Genomic DNA, 21,304 nt, shown 5'->3' with positions numbered 1-21,304 from the left:
CGAGCAGGCCCGTACGCCAACTGCCGCCGAGGACCGTGGTCATCGGTACGGTCGCGGCAGCGGCGAGCGAGGTTCCGACGGCCAGGGGGGCGGCGGTCAGGCCTTGCGGGCCCGCGCCGTCGCCTTCTTGGCCGGGGCGGCGGCATTCTTGGCCGTGGCCCGCTTCCGGGCCGCCGGCACCACCGGGGCCGCGTCCGAGATGCGGTCCGCGCCCAGGATGTCCCGCAGGAACTTGCCCGTGTGGCTCGCGCCCACCGCCGCGACCTGCTCGGGCGTGCCCTCGGCCACCACGAGACCGCCGCCGTAGCCGCCCTCGGGACCCATGTCGATGACCCAGTCCGCCGTCTTGATGACGTCGAGGTTGTGCTCGATGACGATCACCGAGTTCCCCTTGTCCACCAGCCCCGACAGCACCTTGATCAGCTTCGAGATGTCCTCGAAGTGCAGACCGGTCGTCGGCTCGTCCAGGACGTACACGGTCCGCCCCGTCGACCGCTTCTGGAGCTCCGAAGCCAGCTTCACGCGCTGCGCCTCACCGCCCGAGAGCGTCGGCGCCGACTGGCCGAGCCGCACGTACCCGAGGCCCACCTCGTTCAACGTCCGCAGGTGCCGCGCGATCGTCGGCACGGCCTCGAAGAAGTCCAGCGCCTCCTCGATCGGCATGTTCAGGACTTCCGCGATGGACTTGCCCTTGTAGTGGACCTCCAGCGTCTCCCGGTTGTAGCGGTCGCCGTGGCACACCTCGCACGGGACGTACACGTCCGGCAGGAAGTTCATCTCGATCTTGATCGTGCCGTCGCCGGAGCAGTTCTCGCACCGGCCGCCCTTCACGTTGAAGGAGAAGCGGCCCGGCAGGTAGCCGCGCACCTTCGCCTCCATCGTCTCGGCGAAGAGCTTGCGCACGTGGTCGAAGACACCCGTGTACGTCGCCGGGTTCGACCGCGGCGTGCGCCCGATCGGCGACTGGTCGACGTGCACGACCTTGTCGACCAGGTCGTCCCCGTCCACCCGCGTGTGCCGCCCCGGCACCGACCGGGCGCCGTTCAGCTCGCGCGCCAGGTGCGTGTAGAGGATGTCGTTGACCAGCGTGGACTTGCCGGAGCCGGAGACGCCCGTGACCGCCGTGAGCACGCCCAGCGGGAAGGACACGTCGATGTCCCGCAGGTTGTTCTCCTTGGCGCCGTGGACAGTGAGCCTGCGGTCCCCGTTCACCGGGCGGCGTACGTCCGGGACGGCGATGGACCGCTTGCCGGACAGGTACTGCCCGGTCATCGACTCGCCGTTCTTCAGCAGCTCCTTCAGCGAGCCGCTGTGCACGACCTTGCCGCCGTGCTCGCCCGCGCCCGGACCGATGTCCACGACCCAGTCGGCCACCTTGATGGTGTCCTCGTCGTGCTCGACCACGATCAGGGTGTTGCCCATGTCGCGCAGCCGCACCAGCGTCTCGATCAGCCGGTGGTTGTCCCGCTGGTGCAGGCCGATGGAGGGCTCGTCGAGCACGTACAGCACGCCCACCAGGCCCGAGCCGATCTGCGTGGCCAGCCGGATGCGCTGGGCCTCGCCGCCCGACAGGGTCCCGGCGGCGCGGTTCAGCGAGAGGTAGTCCAGGCCGACGTCCACGAGGAAGCGCAGCCGCTCGTTGACCTCCTTGAGGACCCGCTCGGCGATCTTCTTGTCCCGGGCGTCGAGCCGCAGCTGCCCCAGGAACTCCGCGCACTCGCTGATCGACATCGCGGCGACCTCGGCGATGGACTTCTCCATCACCGTCACCGCGAGGACGATCGGCTTGAGGCGGGTGCCCTCACAGGTCGGACACGGCACCTCGCGCATGTAGCCCTCGAAGCGCTCGCGGCTCGCGTCGCTCTCCGACTCCGCGTGCCGCCGCTTGACGAACGGCACGGCGCCCTCGAATGCCGTCGTGTAGGCCCGCTCCCGTCCGTACCGGTTGCGGTAGCGGACCTCGATCTGGGTCCGGTGCCCGTACAGCAGGGCCTTCTTCGCACGCGCCGGCAGCCCGGCCCACGGGATGTCCGTACGGAAGCCCAGCTCGCCGGCGAGCGCGCCGATCAGCCGCTGGAAGTAGTCCTTGGTGTGGCCGAGCGACCACGGGGAGACCGCCCCCTCGTCCAGGGACTTGTCCTCGTCCGGAATGATCAGCTCCGGGTCCACCTCCATGCGCGTACCGATGCCGGTGCACTCGGGGCAGGCTCCGAAGGGCGAGTTGAAGGAGAAGGACCGCGGCTCCAGCTCCTCGAAGGACAGGTCGTCGTACGGACAGTAGAGGTGCTCGGAGAACATCCGCTCACGCTCGGGGTCGTCCTCGGCCAGGTCGACGAAGTCCAGGATCACCATGCCGCCGGAGAGGCCGAGGGCGGTCTCCACCGAGTCGGTGAGCCGGCGCTTGGCGCTGTCCTTGACGGTGAGGCGGTCGACGACCACCTCGATGGTGTGCTTCTCCTGCTTCTTCAGCGTGGGCGGCTCGGAGAGCTGGATCGTCTCCCCGTCCACCCGCGCCCGGCTGTAGCCCTTGGTCTGGAGGTCGGAGAAGAGGTCGACGAACTCGCCCTTGCGCTCGCGCACCAGCGGCGAGAGCACCTGGAAGCGGCTGCCCTCCGGGAGCGCGAGCACCCTGTCCACGATCGCCTGCGGGGACTGCCGCGAGATCGGGCGGCGGCACTCGGGGCAGTGGGGCTTGCCGATGCGCGCGAAGAGCAGGCGGAGGTAGTCGTAGACCTCGGTGATGGTGCCGACGGTCGAGCGCGGGTTGCGCGAGGTCGACTTCTGGTCGATCGAGACGGCCGGGGAGAGGCCCTCGATGAAGTCGACGTCGGGCTTGTCCATCTGCCCGAGGAACTGGCGGGCGTACGACGAGAGCGACTCGACGTAGCGGCGCTGGCCCTCGGCGAAGATCGTGTCGAAGGCCAGGGAGGACTTGCCCGACCCGGAAAGTCCGGTGAAGACGATGAGGGAGTCGCGGGGCAGGTCGAGCGAGACGTTCTTGAGGTTGTGCTCGCGAGCGCCACGAACGATGAGACGGTCGGTCACGCCGGTCCGCACCTTTCTTGAGAGAGCGGGGGGCACGGGCCCCCGTCCCAGGGTATGGGGGGCGCCTCTGCGGTGGGGTGGTGCTTGACTTACGAGCGTATAGCACGCGCATTCGATTTACGGCACGCCCGGGACGGCTTCACCCGATCGGGTGGCCGACGCCCCGGGCCCACTAGGCTCGCTCCCATGACTGATCATGTGCACGACCTGCGATCTGTACGTGAGGCCACGGACCGGCTGCTGACCGCGGCCGCGAAACTGGACAACGCCGCCCTGGCCGGGGAGTCACACCTCCCCGGGTGGACCCGCGGCCACATCCTGGCCCACCTCGCACGCAACGCGGACGCCCTCGTCAACGTCTTGGAGGGCCGCCCGATGTACGAGAGCGGCGAAGCCCGCGACGCGGACATCGAGCGCGATGCCGGTCGGCCTCTGGTGGAACAGCTGGAGGACGTGCGGAATTCCGCGGACCGCTTCCAGGCCGTCGCGGAAGTCCCCCAGGACTGGTCCCGGACCGTCGAACTGCGCAACGGTGTGACCGACCTCGCCGCGAACGTGCCCTTCCGTCGGCTCGTCGAGGTGGAGCTGCACCACGTCGACCTCAACATCGGCTACGGGCTCGACGACCTGCCGGAGGAGTTCACCGGGCGCGAGATCGCGTTCCTCGCGGACCGCTGGGCCGGGCGCCCGGAAGTCCCCGCCACCGCCCTGACCGCGACGGACGGCCGCACCTGGCGGACCGGCACCGCCGGGGACCCCGTCGTCTCGGTCTCCGGCCCGGCGGCCGGGCTGCTGGCCTGGCTGGCCGGCCGCGGCGACAAAGGCGCCTCGCTGACCACCGCGGGCGGAGCCCTGCCCGCCCTCCCGGCGCTCTAGGATCACGACATGACGTACAGCGGAGCGGTCAAGGTCGGCGGTCCGGCCGACGTGCATGAACTCTCGGACCTGATGATTTCCAAGGTCGCGGTGGGCTCGATGAACAACAACGCCTACCTGCTGCGCTGCCGGGCCACCGGCGAACAGCTGCTGATCGACGCAGCCGCCGAGGCGCACACGCTGCTGCAGCTGATCGGGGACGACGGCATCGCCTCGGTCGTCACCACACACCGCCACGGCGACCACTGGGGCGCCCTCCAGGAGGTGGTCGACGCGACCGGCGCCCGGACGTACGCGGGCGCCTTCGACGCCGAGGGCATCCCGGTGCCCACCGACGTGGCGGTGGCGGACGGCGACACGATCACGGTGGGACGGGTCACTCTGACCGCCCGCCACCTGGTGGGACACACTCCGGGCTCGATCGCGCTGGTCTACGACGACCCGCACGGGCACCCGCACGTCTTCACCGGGGACTGCCTCTTCCCCGGCGGCGTCGGCAACACGTGGGGGGACCCGGAGGCCTTCGCGAGCCTCATCGACGACGTGCAGCACAAGCTGTTCGAGCAGCTGCCGGACGAGACCTGGGTGTACCCGGGGCACGGCAACGACACCACGCTCGGCGCCGAGCGCCCGCACCTGGCCGAGTGGCGCGAGCGGGGCTGGTAGTCCCGGCCCGGCCGGCACCGGCCGGTCGCCGTCCGGTCAACTCCGCGGAGGAGTGCACTCCTTCCGGTCGAAGATGACCGAACGCACGTCCCGGAGGTGTGGGGCGGGGTAGTTGCTGCACCATGCACCACGACCCCGCCCCCGCCTCGGCGACGCCTCCGTCCCCGGCCACGTCGTCGCCGCCGCCGTCGCCGACGCCGTCGATGCCGCGACTGGCCCTGGCCTCGCTCGCCGGAACGGCCATCGAGTTCTACGACTTCTTCGTCTACGGCACGGCCGCCGCCCTCGTGCTCGGCCCGCTCTTCTTCCCCTCGTTCTCCCCTCTGGCCGGGACCCTCGCGGCCTTCGGCACCTTCGGCATCGGCTTCCTCGCCCGCCCGCTGGGCTCCGCCGTCTTCGGCCACATCGGCGACCGCTACGGCCGCCGCCCGGTGCTACTCGTCTCCCTGCTGCTGACCGGCCTCGCCACCGTCGGGGTCGGCTGCGTGCCGACGTTCTCCTCGATCGGGGCGGCCGCGCCGGTCCTGCTGCTCCTGCTGCGGTTCCTGCAGGGGCTCGGCCTCGGCGGCGAGTGGGGCGGGGCAGTGCTGCTGACGGCCGAGCACGCCCCCGAGCACCGGCGCGGGCTGTGGGCGAGCTTCCCCCAGATCGGGCCGCCCGTGGGCTTCATGCTGGCCAACGGCATGATCCTGGCGCTGTCCGCGGCCCTCAGCGACGAGCAGTTCACCTCTTGGGGCTGGCGGGTGCCGTTCTGGGCCGCCGGGCTGCTGGCCCTGGCCGGGCTGTGGCTGCGCCGCTCGGTGGAGGAGACCCCGCAGTTCCGCGCGCTCGCGGAGACCGGGCGGCGCGCCGACGCCCCGCTGTCCGAGGTGGTCCGCGGGCACTGGCGGCTGCTCCTGCTGACCGGCGGGGCCCTCGCCTCGGGGTACGCCGTCTTCTACGCGGTCACCACCTGGTCCCTCGCGTACGCCACCAAGCACCTTGAGGTGGACCGCACCGTGATGCTGGCCTGCATCATGGCGGCCGTCGTGCTCAAGGCCACGGTGACCCCGCTCGCAGCCGTGCTGGGCGACCGGTACGGGCGCAAACCGCTGTGCCTGATCGGCTGCGCGATGTGCGCGGTGTGGATGTTCCCCTTCGTCGCGCTGCTGCGCACCACGGATCCGCTGCTGATGACGATCGGCTTCCTGGGCGGCCTGCTGGGCATGGTGACCACTTTCGCCGTGGTGGGCGCGTACCTGCCGGAGCTGTACGCCCCGCGGATCCGCTGTACGGGCGCGGCCGTCGGCTACAACCTGGGCGGGGTGCTGGGCGGGGCCCTGACCCCGATGGTGGCGACGGCGCTGGCGGACGGCTCGGGCCCGCCGTGGGGCGTGGCCCTGTACCTGAGCGGCCTCTCCCTGCTCAGCCTGGGCTGCTTCGCGCTCCTGCCGGAGACCAACCCCGCGGTCGTCCGGCCCCGCAGGGGGCCGGGGGCGGGCAGGGAAGCGGGGGCGGCCGAAGCGGCCGCCCCCGTGTAGTGCCGGCCCGCGGGCCGGCGGCGGATCAGGCGCCGATGCTCTCCGAGCGGGCGGCGGCCTCGGCGGCCGCCTGCTTCTTCGAGGCCCGCAGGCTGGTGAGGGTGGTGATCACCAGGACGCCGCAGATGACGCCGAGGGAGACCGGGATGGAGATCTGCGGTACGTGGACGCCCGACTCGTGCAGGGCGTGCAGCACCAGCTTGACGCCGATGAAGCCGAGGATGACGGACAGGCCGTAGCTGAGGTGGACCAGCTTCTGGAGCAGGCCGCCGATGAGGAAGTACAGCTGGCGCAGGCCCATCAGGGCGAAGGCGTTGGCGGTGAAGACGATGTACGGGTCCTGGGTGAGGCCGAAGATCGCGGGGATCGAGTCCAGGGCGAACAGCACGTCGGTGGTGCCGATGGCGAGCATGACCACCATCAGGGGGGTCAGGATGCGCTTGCCGTTGTTGCGGATGAACAGCCTGGTCCCGTGGTACCGGTCCGCGACGCCGAACTTCTTCTCGATCGACTTGAGGAGGCGGTTCTCCTCGAACTCCTCTTCTTCCTCGCCCTTGCGGGCCTCCTGGATGAGCTTCCACGCGGTGTAGATCAGGAAGGCGCCGAAGAGGTAGAAGACCCAGGAGAAGGTGGTGATGATCGCGGCTCCGGCGGCGATGAAGATCGCGCGCAGGACGAGGGCTATCAGCACGCCCACGAGCAGCACCCGCTGCTGGAGCTGGGAGGGCACCGAGAACTTCGCCATGATCAGGACGAAGACGAAGAGGTTGTCCACGCTCAGGGACTTCTCGGTGATGAAGCCCGCGAAGAACTCCTGGGAGGCCTGGCCGCTGCCGAAGAACAGCAGGCCGAGGCCGAAGAGCGCGGCGAGGACGATCCAGACGACCGTCCAGGTGCCCGCTTCCTTGATCGATACGTCGTGCGGTTTGCGGCCGATGAAGAAATCGGCGCCGATCAGGATGCCCAGACCGAGAATGGTCAGCACCCAGAGGGTCAACGAAACGTCCACTTTTCACGCCTCCGGCGGATGGCTCGGCACACAGGTCAGCGTCATCGCTGCCGGAGGTCTCTTCCACCCGGGCCGCTGGGGGCCACGGGCCGACGCCCCGGGACCGACTGCGGTTCACATGACCGAGTGGTCCGTACTGACGGGCGCGCCGTGCAGGAAAGCAGGAATACTCCCCTCCGCACGATCAGGGTACCGGTCAGAGGCGGAAAAGGTAAAGGGAACGCCAAGGGATGGTCATGCGCGGCCCTGGCGGCGGGCCGTGGCGATCCTCTCCAGCGTCTCCTCCAGGACCTGGCTGCCCTGCGGCGGCAGGTCGGGTTCGAAGGTCCAGGCATGGCCGACCCACGGGTCGGCGAGGTGGTGGTCCGGGACCGGCGACAGCCGCATCAGCGAGCGCCACAGCGGGTCGAGCAGCGGCCCGTACGCCGAGGCCTCGTCCCGGTCCGCGACCATCAGCAGGTGCACGCCGACGGCCGGACCCTCGTCGGCCAGGTACCGCAGCTGCGTGACCGCCCGGTCGTCGAAGCCGTGCGGGAAGTCGTGCACGATCAGGAGCTGCTCGGCCGTGTCCACGTCCGGCGGCAGGTCCTCGGGCGCCCCGGCCCGCAGCGCCATCTGTACGAGGTCCACCCGCCGGGTCAGCTGCGCCAGGGTCTGCGTGACCGCCGCGGCGCCGGCGGCGGGCGGCCCGGCCAGCACCCCGGCGCGTACGAGCGGAGCCAGTGAAGCGGCCCCGGCCCCGGCCGCGTCGATGACATGGACCGTGTACCGGTCGCCGGGGTGGACCGCGAGGAGGCGGACCGCGTGGGCGACGGCCATGTCCATGGCGGCCCGGCGCAGCCGGTCGGTGTCCATGGCCATCGCGGCCTCCGAGCCGGTGCGGCCGTTGTCGATCCAGAGCCCCCGCTCCAACGGGAGGCGCACCAGCATCGGAATGCGCAGTCCGGGCCGCTCCGGCAGGTACAGGTCCCCCAGGCGCAGGGCCAGCGGCTCCTCCTGGGGCACTTCCCTGCCGTGCCAGACGGGATTGGCCCAGCGGGCGTACGCGGTCGGCAGCGCGGGCTCGACCACCTCGGACTCGGCGGCCAGCTGGGCGAGGTCCCGGTCGAGCACCGCCTGCGCCCGGGCGACGAGCTCGTCACGGCGGGCCCGGGCCTCGTCGCGGGCGGCGCTGCCGGAACCCGCGAGGCGGTGGCGGGGGTCGGACAGGGCCTCGTCCAGCTCCCGGTCCATCCGGGAGTCGGCGAAGTCGCAGGCGCTCCGGTAGGCGGCGACCGTCCGGGCCAGGTCCTCGAACATGCCCCAGACCTGGTTGTAGAGGCGCTCCTCCATGGACCAGCCACTGGCGTCGCCCGCGACGGGACGCGGCACCTCGCCGGGCCCCGGGGTCTCGGCGGCCCGGGGCGCCGGCTCCGGCGCCTCCGCGGTGGTCCGGCGGCGGCGCGGGTGTACGTAGTCGAGGGTGGGCGGGCTCAGCGCGGGCGGCCCGTCGGCGGCGGCCGACGGCTCGGAGGCGGCCTGGCCGGGGAAGGGCGTTTCCCCGCCCTGTGGAGCGGGCAGGCCCCGTCCGGCCGTCGGAGCCGCGGCTGCCGGCGTCGGCGTCGAGGCGGCAGGGGCCGTGGCCGTGGCCGTGGCCGTGGCCGTGGCCGAAAGGACGGTGGCAACCAGTGCCGCGGCGGCCTGCCCGCCCAGTCCGGCGTCGGCGAGCAGCGCGCCGAGCCCGTCGGCGTAGCCCTGGCCGACGGCCCGTACCTTCCAGGCGCCCTGGCGCCGGTACAGCTCCAGGGCGAGCACGGCGGTCTCGGAGTCCAGCCCGGTCAGGGTGTAGCCGGCGAGCTCCGGGCCCGCCGGGTCGGCGACGGAGACGGAGGGTGCGGGGACCGCGCCGAACCGCGCGGGGCCCCCGGGCGGCAGCACCAGGACCACCCCGACGCGGTGCACGGCCGGCCCGACGGCGTCGAGGTCGACGGCGAAGCGGTGTTCGGCCGCCGTCCTCCCCGGTGCCTCCAGGCCGGGCAGGGCGGGGGCGCCGGGGTGGGCGAGCGCCTCGGGGCCCGCCAGCCGTCCCGCGTCGTCGCAGACCGGGACCACGGCGAGCACGGGTGTGCCCGCCGAGACCCTGATCTCCACCCGGCTCCGGGACAGGGGGTGGTTCTGCCCCCGGACCAGTTCGGCCGTCATCGTGCAGCCCCTCCCCCGCCCTCGCCCTGCTCTTGCTTCTGCTCGTGTTCTCTTGTCCCGTACGGCTGTTCTCGGCTCCGTACGGCTGTTCTCGGCTCCGTACGGCTTACAGGTGCGGCAGGATCGCCGGCATCAGGTCCTGGAAGGTACGGCCGTTGGCCGGGTTCCCGAGGGCCGTCATCTGCCAGCCGGCGCCCACCCGCGACACCTTGGCCATGATCTGCGCGGTGTACGCGCCGCCGCCGTCGAGGGTGTAGCGGGCCAGCTCCTGGCCGTTGGTCTCGTCGACGATCCGGCAGAAGGCGTTCTGCACCTCCTGGAACGTCTGGCCGGTGAAGGAATTCACCGTGAAGACGATCTGGTCGATGTGCACCGGCACGCGCTGCAGGTCGACGAGGATCGACTCGTCGTCCCCGCCCTGGCCGGCGCCGCCGACGAGGTTGTCACCGGTGTGGCGGACCGAGCCGTCGTCGCTCTGCAGGTGCCGGAAGAACACGACGTCGACGGGCTGCTTGTCGGCGAAGAGCACCGCCGACGCGTCGAGGTCGATCTCCCGGGTCCGGGAGCCGAACAGCCCCCGGCGCTTGGCCGCCTGCCAGCCGAGGCCCATCCGGACCGCGGTCAGGGTGCCTCCGTCCTGCTTCTGCAGACTGATGGCCTGACCCTTGGTCATGTTGACCGTCACGCGCTGTCCCCTCTCCTAGCCCGCCCCCGATGTGGGCGCGCAGCGTGTACCTGCGGCTGCCGCCAACCCTACTGACCGCTCACGGGTCAGGCGAGGCCCGCTTCCTTCATCTGCCGCAGCTCCTTCTTCAGCTCGCTCACCTCGTCCCGGATCCGGGCCGCGACCTCGAACTGGAGCTCGGCGGCTGCGCCCCGCATCCGCTCGGTCATCTGCTCGATGAGTGCGGCCAGTTCCTGGGCGGGACGGTCGGTCGCCACCACGGGCGCCTTGGCGGCCTTGGCCCCCTTGCCGGCCCCCTTGGCCGCCTTGGCCGGGGACGCCACGCCGGCGGAGAGCGCCGGGACGGGGGCCTTGGGCCCCTTGCCGTCCTTGCCCTGCCGGTAGCCGGTGCCGAGCAGCTGCTCGGTGTCCAGCTCCTCCCGGGCGATGGTGGCCACGATGTCGTTGATCTTCTTGCGCAGCGGCTGCGGGTCGATCCCGTTGGCCTTGTTGTAGGCGACCTGCTTCTCCCGGCGCCGGTTGGTCTCATCGATGGCCTTCTCCATCGCCGGGGTCATCTTGTCCGCGTACATGTGGACCTGGCCGGAGACGTTGCGCGCCGCGCGGCCGATGGTCTGGATCAGCGAGGTCCCCGAGCGCAGGAAGCCCTCCTTGTCGGCGTCGAGGATCGCCACCAGCGACACCTCGGGCAGGTCGAGGCCCTCGCGCAGCAGGTTGATGCCGACCAGGACGTCGTACTCGCCGGCCCGCAGCTCCCGCAGCAGCTCGACCCGGCGCAGGGTGTCGACGTCGCTGTGCAGGTAGCGGACGGCGATGCCGAGCTCCAGGAAGTAGTCGGTGAGGTCCTCCGCCATCTTCTTGGTGAGGGTGGTGACCAGGACGCGTTCGTCCTTCTCCACCCGCTGGCGGATCTCGTGCACCAGGTCGTCGATCTGGCCCTCGGTCGGCTTGACCACGACCTCGGGGTCGATGAGGCCGGTGGGGCGGATGATCTGCTCGACGAAGCCGTCGCTGCGGGAGAGCTCGTAGGCGCCGGGGGTGGCCGACAGGTAGACGGTCTGGCCGATCCGCTCCTGGAACTCCTCCCACTTCAGGGGCCGGTTGTCGAGCGCGGAGGGCAGCCGGAAGCCGTGGTCGACCAAGGTGCGCTTGCGGGAGGCGTCACCCTCGTACATCGCGCCGATCTGCGGGACGGTCACGTGCGACTCGTCGATCACGAGGAGGAAGTCCTCGGGGAAGTAGTCGATGAGGGTGTTGGGCGCGGAGCCCGGCGCCCGGTCGTCCATGTGCAGCGAGTAGTTCTCGATGCCGGAGCAGGACCCGATCTGGCGCATCATCTCCAGGTCGTAGGTGGTGCGCATGCGCAGCCGCTGGGCCTCCAGCATCTTGCCCTGCTTCTCCAGCTCGGCGAGGCGCTCGGCCAGCTCCGCCTCGATGCCGGCGATCGCCTTCTCCATGCGCTCGGGGCCGGCGACGTAGTGGCTGGCGGGGAACACGTACAGCTCGCGGTCCTCGCTGATGACCTCGCCGGTCAGCGGGTGCAGGGTGGACAGGGCCTCGATCTCGTCGCCGAACATCTCGATGCGGACGGCCAGTTCCTCGTAGACCGGGAAGATCTCGATGGTGTCGCCGCGCACCCGGAAGGTGCCGCGGGTGAAGGCGACGTCGTTGCGCGTGTACTGGATGTCGACGAAGCGGCGCAGCAGCTGGTCCCGGTCGATCTCCTCGCCGACCTTGAGGGGGACCATCCGGTCGACGTACTCCTGCGGGGTGCCGAGGCCGTAGATGCAGGAAACGGAGGCGACGACGATGACGTCGCGCCGGGTGAGCAGCGAGTTGGTCGCGGAGTGGCGCAGCCGCTCCACCTCCTCGTTGATCGAGGAGTCCTTCTCGATGTACGTGTCCGACTGCGGAACGTAAGCCTCGGGCTGGTAGTAGTCGTAGTACGACACGAAGTACTCGACGGCGTTGTTCGGCAGGAGCTCGCGGAACTCGTTCGCCAGCTGGGCGGCGAGCGTCTTGTTCGGCGCCATCACCAGGGTGGGGCGCTGGAGCTTCTCGATCATCCACGCGGTGGTCGCCGACTTGCCGGTGCCGGTCGCGCCCAGCAGGACGACATCCTTCTCACCTGCGCGGATGCGCTTCTCCAGGTCGGCGATGGCCGCCGGCTGGTCGCCGCTGGGCTGGTAGGGGCTGACGACCTCGAAAGGCGCCACCGTGCGTTCGATCTTCGATACGGGCCGCATGAGTCCACCGTACGACCCTCCACTGACACTCACGCATTCCCCGCCGGCCCGCGGCACGCACCGCAGGGGGCGGGCGGAGCGGATCTCCTCCTTTCTGGTCCGTTTGTCGTAGTTCGGTGGCGGCCTGGTGATCTTCAAGCCGATGATCGCCCTAGCGGTCCCGCCGTGAGGTGCATCGCCACAACGTCTGCCGTTCCGCACCCGCCTGACGCAGGAACAGGGCTCCGACCCGAGGAGAACGCACATGTACGTCCGACCTGCCGCCGCGGCCGCGGCCGCCTTCCTGGGCTTCACCCTGACCGTCATGGGCGGGACGGCCTCGTCCGCCGCCACCGGCCCCGAGACCGGGCCCGGCACGGGCACCGGAACCGGAACGGGCACCGGAACCGGCGCCGCCGGCTCGGCCCCGGCCGCCACCGCGACCGGGCCGCTGGGGCCCGTCGTGTACGCCCACCGGGGGGCTTCGGCGTACGCGCCGGAGAACACCCTCGCGGCCATCGACCTGGCGATGCGGCTGGGCTTCGACTGGGTCGAGAACGACGTCCAGCGCACCAAGGACGGGGAGCTGGTGGTGATCCACGACGACTCCCTGACCCGCACGACCGACGTCGAGCAGGTGTTCCCGGACCGCAAGTCCTGGCTGGTCAAGGACTTCACCGCGGCGGAGATCGCCCGGCTCGACGCGGGCAGCTGGTTCGGCCCGCAGTTCACCGGCGCCCGGGTCCCGACGCTGCGGCAGTACCTCGACCGGGTGCAGCGCAACCAGCAGCGGCTGCTGCTCGAAATCAAGAAGCCCGAGCTCTACCCGGGGATCGAGGAGCAGACCCTGCGGGTCCTGGACGAGGCGGGCTGGCTCGACGAGAGCCACGTCCAGCGCCGCCTGGTGGTGCAGAGCTTCAGCGCGGACTCCGTCCGCATCGTGCACGACGTGCGCCCCGACCTGGTGACGGCCTTCCTCGGCACCCCCACGGTGGCCGACCTCCCGCGGTACGCCGAGTTCACCGACCGGATCAACCCGTGGCACACCACGATCTCGGCGGACTGGGTCGCGGCGGTGCACGGCCTGCTGGGGGCGCACGGCAAGGCGATGGAAGTCGACACCTGGATCGTGGACGACGCGGCGACCGCCCGGAAGGTCCAGGGGATGGGCGTGGACGGGATCATCACCAACGCCCCGGACGTCGTGCAGGAGGCGGTACTCGGGCAGGAGGCGGCGCTCGGGCGCGAGGGGCTGCTCGGGCAGGACGGGCTGCTGGGACAGGGCGGGCTGCTCGGACAGGGCGGGGTGCTCGGACAGGGCGGGGTGCTCGGACAGGGCGGGCTGCTCGGACAGGACGGGGTGCTGGGGCGCGAAGGGGCGCTCGGGAGCTGAACCGCGCGGGATCCCGCTGTCGGTGGCGGCCCGTACGGTGGAGGGGTGGACAGCACCGAGCGGCCGCGCGGGCCGCACCTCGAATGGACCGTCGTCGCCAGCGACATCGGTCCCCTGCTCCTGGCCGCGACCCCGGAGGGGCTGGTCCGGGTCGAGTTCCATGCCGAGCCGGACCGGGTGGAGGCGATGATCGGCGCGCTGGTCTCCCGGCTCGGCGCCGATGCCCGGCGTCCCGCGCCGGGCGAGGAGGTCCTGCTGGCCAAGCCGATACGCCAGCTGACCGCGTACTTCGCGGGCTCGCTGCGGCGCTTCGCACTGCCGCTGGACTGGCGGCTCAGCTCCGGCTTCCACCGCAAGGTGCTCCAGGAGCTGGACCGCTCGGTGCCGTACGGGGCGGTCGTGGGGTACGTGGAGCTCGCCGCCCGGGTCGGCCAACCGGGCGCGGCCCAGGCCGTGGGCCACGCCATGGGCTCGAATCCGCTGCCGCTGGTGGTGGCCTGCCACCGGGTCGTGGAGAACGACGGCGGGATCGGCGGCTTCGGTGGCGGGGTGGAGACCAAGCGGAGCCTGCTGGCGCTGGAGGGCGTGCTTCCGCAGCCGCTGTTCTGAGCGGCCGAGGGGTGGTGAGGGGTGGTAAGGGGTGGGACACTGCCGCGGTGACTACTGTCGCCGCCCCTGGCCTCCTCGCACCCGTACGCCGCCCCTCCCCGCGACAGGGGTGTACGGCGTGAGCGCGCTGCCCGGCACCGACCGGCCGGCCCTGCCCGTCGACCCCGCGGACCTCCCCCGCCTGCAGCGGCGTACCTCCGGCGTGCTGGTCGCCGCCCAGATGCTGGGCGGCGTCGGCGTGCCCATCAGCATTGCCCTGGCCCCCGTCCTCGCCACCGAGATCAGCGGCACCGAGGCGCTGTCCGGCTTCGCCTCCACCGCCGCCGTCATCGGCACGGCCCTCGTCTCGCTGCCCCTGGCGGCCCTGATGACCGCGCGGGGCCGCCGGCCGGGGCTGGTGCTCGGCTACGCGATCGGAGCCGCCGGCGCGGGCCTGGTCGTCCTGGCCGCCGCGGTCCGGAGCTTCCCGCTGCTGATGCTCGGCATGGCCGCTTTCGGAGCCGCCTCCTCCGCCAACCTCCAGGCGCGGTTCGCCGCCGCCGACCTCGCCGCCCCCGACCACCGGGCGCGGGCCATCTCGGTCGTGGTCTGGGCCTCCACGATCGGCGCGGTGCTCGGCCCGAACCTCTCCGCGCCGGCCAGCCGGAGCTTCGCCGGCACCTCCATACCCGAGACGGCGGGCCCCTTCGTATGGGCCGCCGCCGTCTTCGTCCTCACCGGCACGCTGATCGGCGTCCTGCTGCGCCCCGATCCGCTGCTGACGGCCCGGGCGCTGGCCGCGCCCGAGGAACAGACCCGCGAGGGCCGCTCGCTGCGCGCCGGGTTCGCGACCGTCCGGTCCTCGCCGCGGGCACGGCTCGCCCTGCTGACCGTCGCCGTGTCCCACACCACCATGGTCTCGATCATGGTGATGACCCCCGTCGAGCTCGGCCACCACGGGGCCGGCCTGGAGCTCGTCGGCCTGGTGATCAGCGGTCACATCGCGGGCATGTTCGCCTTCTCACCCGTCATGGGCTGGCTCGCGGACCGGCTCGGACGCCTCACGGTGATCGGCCTGGCGGCGGGACTGCTGTCGCTCGCGGCGCTGCTCGCCGGAACGGCCGGGCCGCACCACGGCCAGAGCGCGGCCGGCCTCTTCCTGCTCGGCCTCGGCTGGTCCGCCGGCATGGTCTCCGGCTCGGCCCTGCTCACCGACTCGGTGCCGCAGGCCGCGCGGGCCGCCGTACAGGGCCTGAGCGATCTCACGATGAACACGGCCGCGGGCGTGGGCGGGGCGGCGGCCGGCCTGGTCATGTCCCAGGCGGGCTACGGCTGGCTGACCGCCACCGGCGCCTGCCTGCTCCTGCCCATGGCGGCGCTCGCGCTGTTCACGGCGCGCCGCCATCCGGTGGCGGCCAAGGGCTGAACAGCCAGGCTCAGAGGTTGATGTGGTAGGCCTTGCGCAGCGTCTCGTGCACGGTCCAGGTGGTCTTGTCGCCCTCCCGGAGCACGCAGGCGGAGCCGGGTCCCACCTCCAGGGTCGCGCCGCCCTCGACCTCGATGGTGGCCCGGCCGCTGATCACCACGAACAGTTCGTCGGCCTCGGTGTCGGTGACCACGCCCGGGGTGATCTGCCAGATGCCGCGCAGCTGCCTGCCGTCCGGGGACTCCCACAGGACCTTGCCGGTCACGACGGGCTCGCCGGAGACGATCTGGGCGGGGTCGAGGTCCTCCGGCTCCAGCTCGGCATCGGGAACGGACACGGCGAAGGAGGCCGGGGCGTGCTCACTGGTGCTCATGGCGCGCCAGCGTAGTCCGCACGCCCGGCGGACCGCGGTGGCCGAACCGTCCAGCGTCGCCCCGCCGCATGCGTCACCCTGTCCACCGGGCAGCGCTCATGGGACAGGTTCGGACCGTCGGCCCGGGAAGGCGTTTGGCGGGGGGAATCCCGTGCCATGGATGGGGACATGTCACAGCACACAGCATTTGCATCAGGCGTCCCCGGACCGGTCCCGGTTCTGTCCGACGAAGTACGCGAGGCCCTCGACCGGCAGGGGCCCGTCGTGGCCCTGGAGTCGACGATCATCGCGCACGGCCTGCCCCGCCCGCGCAATCTGGCGGTGGCCGCCGAGCTGGAGGCGCTGGTCCGCACGGAAGGAGCCGTTCCGGCGACGGTCGCGGTCCTGGACGGCGTGGCCCACGTGGGGCTGGACAAGGACCAGCTGGAGCGGGTGGCCGCCGGGGAGGGCGTGCGCAAGCTCGGCCACCGGGATCTGGCGCCCGCGCTCGCGACGGGGGCGACCGGGGCGACGACGGTGTCCGCGACGGCGTTCCTGGCCGCGCGCGCCGGGCTGCGGGTCTTCGCCACGGGCGGACTGGGCGGCGTACACCGCGAATGGGCGCAGACGCAGGACGAGTCGGCCGATCTCGCGCTGCTGGCCCGCACGCGGATCACGGTCGTGTGCGCGGGCGTGAAATCGATCCTGGACGTGCCGGCCACCTTGCAGCGGCTGGAGACGCTGGGGGTGGCGGTCCTGGGTTACGGGACGGATCACTTCCCCGGCTTCTACCTCTCCAGCTCCGGCGAGCCGGTGGACTGGAGCGTGAGCCGCCCGGAAGAGGTGGCGGCGGTGATGGCCGCTCAGGACCGGCTGGGCGGCGCCGGATCGGCCCTGCTGGTGGCCAATCCGGTGGCGGAGGCGGAGCAGCTGGATCCGCGCCTGCACGACCGGGTCCTGGCCCAGGCCCTCGACGCGTGCCGGGAGCGCGGCATCACGGGGCAGGCGGTGACCCCGTTCCTGCTGGGGTTCCTGGTGCGGGCGACGGGCGGGGCCTCCCTGGAGGCCAACCTCGCGGCGGTACGGGGCAACGTGGCGCTCGGTGCCCGCATCGCGGGAGCCTGGGCGGACCGGGAGGACCGGGCGTGACCGCGGCGGGGGGCGAGGCGGGGGCTGCTGTGGCGGGGGCCACCGGGACGGGGTCCGCCGGGGCGCTGCTCGTCGTCGGGGACGTGGTCACGGACGTGGTGGCGATACATCCGGAACCGCTCGCCCCGGCCACGGACACGGCGGCCCGGATCCGCACCCTGCCCGGCGGCGCCGGGGCCAACGCGGCGTGCTGGGCGGTCCGGGCGGGGGCCGCGGAGGTGCGCCTCCTCGCACGGGTGGGCACCGAGTCCGCGCAGTGGCACGAGCAGGCGCTGCTCGACGCAGGGGTGCGGCCCCATCTGGTGGTCGACCCGGCCGAGCCGACGGGCACGGTGGTGGCGCTGGTCGGCAAGGACACCGAGCGTACGTTCCTCACCGACAGCGGGGCCGCGCTGCGGCTCTCGCCCGCGGACTGGGCGCCCGCCCTGCTCGACGGGGTCGGCCATCTCCACCTGTCCGGCTACCTGTTCTTCGCCGACAGCAGCCGCGAGCTGGCCCTGGTCGCCCTGCGCGCCGCCCGGGCCCGGGGCGTGCCGGTGAGCGTCGACCCCGCCTCGGCCGGGTTCCTGGTCACGCTGGGCCCCCAGCGCTTCCTCGACGCCGTGGCGGGGGCGGATGTCCTGCTGCCCAACGAGGACGAGGCGCGGCTGCTGGCCGGGCTGCCGGAACCGGCCGGTTCGGCGCGGGCGGCGGCGGAGCTGAGCCGGCGGTTCCCGCTGGTGGTGGTCACCCGGGGCGCGGCGGGGGCCCTGGTGGCGGAGGCGGGCCGGGTCACGGCCGAGATCGCCGCCGAGGCGGCCGAGGCGGTGGATTCGACGGGCGCCGGCGACGCCTTCACCGGCGGCTTCCTCGCAGCCCGGCTCGCGGGCGCCGGCCCGGCGGAAGCCGCCCGGGCGGGTTGCCGCACCGCCGCCCAGGCGGTCACCCGGCTGGGCGGACGCCCGTAAGCCTCAGGCGAGGTATTCCTCCTGGCCGAGGGTCTCGATCGCGCCCGACGTGCCCACGTTGTAGTGGAACACCAGGCCCTTGTCGGGTGGGTGACGAGCCACTCGGTGAGCTCGTGGAGGGTGATCGGCTTGCTCACCGGGCTTGCGACGATCGGGGTGAGAGCCGTGATCTCGGCGTCCTCGGCGATCGGGATGAAGGTCTCCACGCCGACCGTCTCGAAGTGGGCGGCACCGCCCGGACCGGGGCAGCCCCGGTGGCCGTGCCTGACGATCAGGCTGTGGAAGCCGCCTTCGGGGGTGTAGCGGTAGACGGCGATCTCGTCCGGCGAGATCGGCCTCGCGCACAGGGCCGGCGCGGCCAGTGCCGCTGCCTTGGGGCCTCTGCTCCTTGCCGTCTCCTCTGCCAAGGGGCCAGGGCGTGGCCGCCGTTGAAGCGTTCCCGTCAACGTAGCGTCCGGTATCGGCCACGACGATGGCCTGATCGCGGTCGTCACCGGGCGGGGATCGGCTGTTGCGGATCGGGTACGCCGGTGACCCGACGGCAGGGCTCGGGCCGGCCGCCGCCGCTCAGGGCGCATCCCCGCGGATGCCGGTCCACGCCGGGTGGCGGGGGTCGTCGGCCCTCACCAGGGCGTCGGCGGTCGAGGCCGGGTCGGTCTCGGACTCGTAGCGCGCGAAGGCGGGCAGGGTCCAGCGCGCGGACTCCTCCGTGCGGCGGGCCAGGGCTGCCGCGGAGAGGTGGATGTGCACGCTGAGGTCGAAGGGGAACCAGTGGCCCAGCAGGAGGGGACCGTGCACGATCACGACGCCGCCCGGCGGCAGTTCCGTGTACGGGCTGCGGGTGGCCCGGTCGGTCACCGGATCCCAGAGGTCGGGCAGGACCCTGCCGGTGCCGCCCGGGTCGGTGGGGCCGAACACCTCCCGCCAGAGGGCGGCCGTGTCGTACCAGCCGCCGAGGTAGGCGTCCACGTCCTCGCGGCCGTACTCGAAGCGGAGGGAGGCCGGGCGAAGGAATCCCTCGGCCGCCACCACGAGGACCGAGCGGCCGCGCGGCCGCAGCGCGTCGGCGAGCTGCCCGGCGAGCAGCCCGGTGCCTGCTGCGGGCGCGCCGTCGATCCCCACGCGCTGCCAACTCGCCTGGTCCGTCCCGGGTTTGTGTTCGTCGAGGTGACCGGCGAGCCGCTCGGCCATCCGCTGCCATGTGATCGCTTCCAGCTGCACGTGCCCATTGTCAGTGGTGGGCCTTAGCGTTTTTGACGAGGGATCACCGGCGGGAAGGAGCCGTTGGCCCGGCCTTGGGGAGGGGTCTGTCATGGCTCGCGAGACGACTTATCTGGAGCTGTCGCAGGACGGCGGCGGAGCGCACAAGTTCTACGAGGTGACGGTGGACGGCACGGCCGTCTCGGTGCGGTACGGCCGCATCGGGGCGGAAGGCCAGCTGCAGAGCTCCTCGTTCCCGACCGCCGAGAAGGCCCGGGCGGCCGCTGCGAAGAAGATCGGCGAGAAGGTCCGCAAGGGGTACGCGCCGGCCGTGCGCGGCCGGCGCGCCGCCCGGGCGGTGACCCGTCGGCAGGTCACCGCCGCGCCGTCGACGGCGCGCGCGGTGGCTCCGGTGCTGTGGCGTTTCCGTACCGGGTCCTCGGCGTTCGGGATCCATGTGGACGAGGACCGCTGCTGGGTGGGCAACCAGGCGGGGGACGTCTACACGCTCAGCCACGGCGGCGAGGTACTGGCCCGGTACGCGCTGCCGGACGGGGTGAAGTGCCTGGTGGCGGACGAGTTCTGGATATACGCGGGCTGTGACGACGGCACGGTGTACGACCTGTCGTCGAAGGTTCCGTTCGGGGCGTACGACATCGCGGCGGACGTGGACATCTTCTGGCTCGACATCCACGAGGGCGTGCTGAGCGTGTCGGACCGCAGCGGCGGGCTGACCGTCATCGACCACGAGGACGAGTTCCAGTGGTCGCGGCGCTCGTCGGGCTCCAACGCATGGATGGTGCGGGCGGACGAGCGCGCGGTCTACCACGGCGACAGCCGAGGCGTCACGGCGTACGCACCTGACGGCGGGAAGGAGTTGTGGCACACAGCGACGGACGGCTCGGTGCTGTTCGGCTGGCAGGAGGAGCACGCGGTGTTCGCCGGGACCGGCCGCAATACGGTGCAGCGGCTGTCCAAGGCGACGGGCGCGGTGGAGGCCTCGTACCGTTGTGACGCGGCGGTGTACTCCTGCGCGACCTCCCCCGACGGGCGGCACGTGTTCGCCGGCGACCTCGCCTCCTCCGTCTACTGCTTCGACGCGGACGGGCGGCGGCTGTGGAAGCTCGGCACGGGCAGCGGGGCCGCGCTGTCCATGCAGTACCTGGACGAGCGGCTGTACCTGGTGACCACGGACGGCTCGCTGGTCTGCGTGGATGCGAGCGAGGCGGCGATAGCCGCGGCCCAGCAGGGCTCGGTGCCGACGGCGGTGGACGTGAAGTCGGCCGCTGCGCTGCCGGTGTTCACCCCGGCGGCGTCCGCCTCGGCGGTGGCCACCGTCTCGGTGGCCGCGGCGCCGGCGGACGGCGTGGTGGTGGAGTGCGTCCAGCAGGGTGGCCGGATACGGGTCCAGGTGGTGTCGGGCGGCTTCGAGCCCCACTGGAACGTGCAGTTCCCGCGCGGGATCCGGGAGCCCGGCGCCCGGTACGTGGTGGACGGGCTGCATGCGGCCTCGGGCGGTTTCTACCGGGTGCGCGGGGAGATACGCCGCCTGGTGTGAGCGGGCTTGCCTCCCGGGGTGCGGGGAAGGCACCCCGGGCAGGAACACGGTGCGGCGCCCGGCGGGGCCGCGGCGGGTATGGAGAAGGCGTCGCCCTCGGCGAGCGTGGAGGTCACGTACAGCACGACGGGGTCGGGTCCGAGGTTGCGGCCCAGGTGGACGTGTTCGATGCCCGGGGGTTCGACGAAGTTGTCCCCGGGCCGGTGCACGACGACCGTGTGGTCGTGCAGGATGCGGGTCAGCGTCCCGGATCGGACCAGTGCGATCAGCGGAACCTCGTGGAAGTGCCAGCCGGTGCAACCGCCGGGCTCTATGACGACCTCCTGCCCGGCCAGGTGCTTCGTTCGGGTCCGCACCCGCGCCGCCGCCCGGTCGGCTGCTCGGGCCTCCGCTCTGGAAAGCCGCGCCGTCGTCTGCTGCCCGCCCATGTGTCCTCCTTCATGGGCCGTACGGCCATACCGCAGCCCCGTCCACCCACGGTAGA

General features: G+C 72.3%; 16 protein-coding genes and 1 pseudogene. 9 read left to right on the top strand and 8 right to left on the bottom strand.

The window, feature by feature from the left end; translation table 11 throughout:
- Positions 1-96 precede the first annotated feature (96 nt).
- Positions 97-3,045, bottom strand: coding sequence for an excinuclease ABC subunit UvrA (gene uvrA, locus AB0B01_RS21025; protein WP_361721029.1), 2,949 nt, complete (start codon positions 3,043-3,045; stop codon positions 97-99).
- Between the two features lie 186 nt (positions 3,046-3,231).
- Here uvrA and AB0B01_RS21020 point away from each other — a divergent pair, with 186 nt between their 5' ends.
- The 3 genes from AB0B01_RS21020 to AB0B01_RS21010 all read left to right on the top strand — a co-directional run bounded on the left by AB0B01_RS21020 (position 3,232) and on the right by AB0B01_RS21010 (position 6,107).
- Positions 3,232-3,921 carry a maleylpyruvate isomerase family mycothiol-dependent enzyme gene (locus AB0B01_RS21020; RefSeq protein WP_361721026.1) on the top strand — a complete coding sequence of 230 codons (690 nt, stop codon included), beginning with the start codon at positions 3,232-3,234 and terminating at the stop codon, positions 3,919-3,921.
- 9 nt (positions 3,922-3,930) lie between these two features.
- Positions 3,931-4,587 carry an MBL fold metallo-hydrolase gene (locus AB0B01_RS21015; RefSeq protein ID WP_361721023.1) on the top strand — a complete coding sequence of 219 codons (657 nt, stop codon included), beginning with the start codon at positions 3,931-3,933 and terminating at the stop codon, positions 4,585-4,587.
- 203 nt (positions 4,588-4,790) lie between these two features.
- Positions 4,791-6,107, top strand: a complete 1,317-nt coding sequence (locus AB0B01_RS21010; protein WP_361721037.1) for an MFS transporter — start codon at positions 4,791-4,793, stop codon at positions 6,105-6,107.
- Positions 6,108-6,132: 25 nt separating this feature from the next.
- On the opposite strand, the gene AB0B01_RS21005 is transcribed toward AB0B01_RS21010, so the two are convergent.
- The 4 genes from AB0B01_RS21005 to uvrB all read right to left on the bottom strand — a co-directional run bounded on the left by AB0B01_RS21005 (position 6,133) and on the right by uvrB (position 12,228).
- Complete coding sequence (locus AB0B01_RS21005) at positions 6,133-7,116, bottom strand: TerC/Alx family metal homeostasis membrane protein (RefSeq protein WP_361721020.1); 984 nt, start codon at positions 7,114-7,116, stop codon at positions 6,133-6,135.
- A 234-nt stretch (positions 7,117-7,350) separates the two neighbouring features.
- Positions 7,351-9,297, bottom strand: coding sequence for a TerD family protein (locus tag AB0B01_RS21000; RefSeq protein ID WP_361721017.1), 1,947 nt, complete (start codon positions 9,295-9,297; stop codon positions 7,351-7,353).
- Positions 9,298-9,403: 106 nt separating this feature from the next.
- Positions 9,404-9,982: a TerD family protein gene (locus AB0B01_RS20995; protein WP_361721014.1), complete on the bottom strand. Its 579-nt coding sequence runs from the start codon at positions 9,980-9,982 to the stop codon at positions 9,404-9,406.
- 86 nt (positions 9,983-10,068) lie between these two features.
- Positions 10,069-12,228 (bottom strand): excinuclease ABC subunit UvrB, encoded by a 2,160-nt coding sequence (uvrB, locus tag AB0B01_RS20990; protein WP_361721011.1) that lies wholly within the window; start codon positions 12,226-12,228, stop codon positions 10,069-10,071.
- Between the two features lie 244 nt (positions 12,229-12,472).
- Between uvrB and AB0B01_RS20985 the strand changes: the two are divergent.
- From AB0B01_RS20985 to AB0B01_RS20975, 3 genes and pseudogenes are all read left to right on the top strand, one after another.
- A pseudogene (locus tag AB0B01_RS20985) lies at positions 12,473-13,426 on the top strand (glycerophosphodiester phosphodiesterase family protein); the annotation flags it as partial.
- Positions 13,427-13,645: 219 nt separating this feature from the next.
- The gene (locus AB0B01_RS20980) at positions 13,646-14,209 is read left to right on the top strand and encodes a methylated-DNA--[protein]-cysteine S-methyltransferase (protein WP_361721008.1); all 564 of its coding nucleotides are present in this window, start codon (positions 13,646-13,648) and stop codon (positions 14,207-14,209) included.
- Positions 14,210-14,327: 118 nt separating this feature from the next.
- Positions 14,328-15,614: an MFS transporter gene (locus AB0B01_RS20975; RefSeq protein ID WP_361721005.1), complete on the top strand. Its 1,287-nt coding sequence runs from the start codon at positions 14,328-14,330 to the stop codon at positions 15,612-15,614.
- 10 nt (positions 15,615-15,624) lie between these two features.
- On the opposite strand, the gene AB0B01_RS20970 is transcribed toward AB0B01_RS20975, so the two are convergent.
- Entirely contained in the window at positions 15,625-15,987 is a 363-nt protein-coding gene (locus tag AB0B01_RS20970; RefSeq protein WP_361721002.1) for a cupin domain-containing protein, read from the bottom strand.
- Between the two features lie 168 nt (positions 15,988-16,155).
- Here AB0B01_RS20970 and AB0B01_RS20965 point away from each other — a divergent pair, with 168 nt between their 5' ends.
- Positions 16,156-17,115 (top strand): pseudouridine-5'-phosphate glycosidase, encoded by a 960-nt coding sequence (locus AB0B01_RS20965; RefSeq protein ID WP_361720999.1) that lies wholly within the window; start codon positions 16,156-16,158, stop codon positions 17,113-17,115.
- A 29-nt stretch (positions 17,116-17,144) separates the two neighbouring features.
- Positions 17,145-18,062: a PfkB family carbohydrate kinase gene (locus tag AB0B01_RS20960; RefSeq protein ID WP_361721034.1), complete on the top strand. Its 918-nt coding sequence runs from the start codon at positions 17,145-17,147 to the stop codon at positions 18,060-18,062.
- A gap of 567 nt (positions 18,063-18,629) precedes the next feature.
- On the opposite strand, the gene AB0B01_RS20955 is transcribed toward AB0B01_RS20960, so the two are convergent.
- The gene (locus AB0B01_RS20955; protein WP_361720996.1) at positions 18,630-19,283 is read right to left on the bottom strand and encodes a uridine kinase; all 654 of its coding nucleotides are present in this window, start codon (positions 19,281-19,283) and stop codon (positions 18,630-18,632) included.
- Between the two features lie 91 nt (positions 19,284-19,374).
- Between AB0B01_RS20955 and AB0B01_RS20950 the strand changes: the two genes are divergently transcribed.
- Positions 19,375-20,820: a WGR domain-containing protein gene (locus tag AB0B01_RS20950; protein WP_361720993.1), complete on the top strand. Its 1,446-nt coding sequence runs from the start codon at positions 19,375-19,377 to the stop codon at positions 20,818-20,820.
- On the opposite strand, the gene AB0B01_RS20945 is transcribed toward AB0B01_RS20950, so the two are convergent.
- A complete protein-coding gene (locus AB0B01_RS20945; protein ID WP_361720990.1) occupies positions 20,784-21,248 on the bottom strand; it encodes a cupin domain-containing protein in 465 nt (154 codons plus the stop codon). The genes AB0B01_RS20950 and AB0B01_RS20945 overlap by 37 nt on opposite strands.
- Positions 21,249-21,304 lie beyond the last annotated feature (56 nt).

Source organism: Streptomyces sp. NPDC044571 (assembly GCF_040647115.1).
Classification (GTDB): Bacteria; Actinomycetota; Actinomycetes; order Streptomycetales; family Streptomycetaceae; genus Streptomyces.
This window is presented reverse-complemented; position numbering and strand designations above follow the sequence as displayed.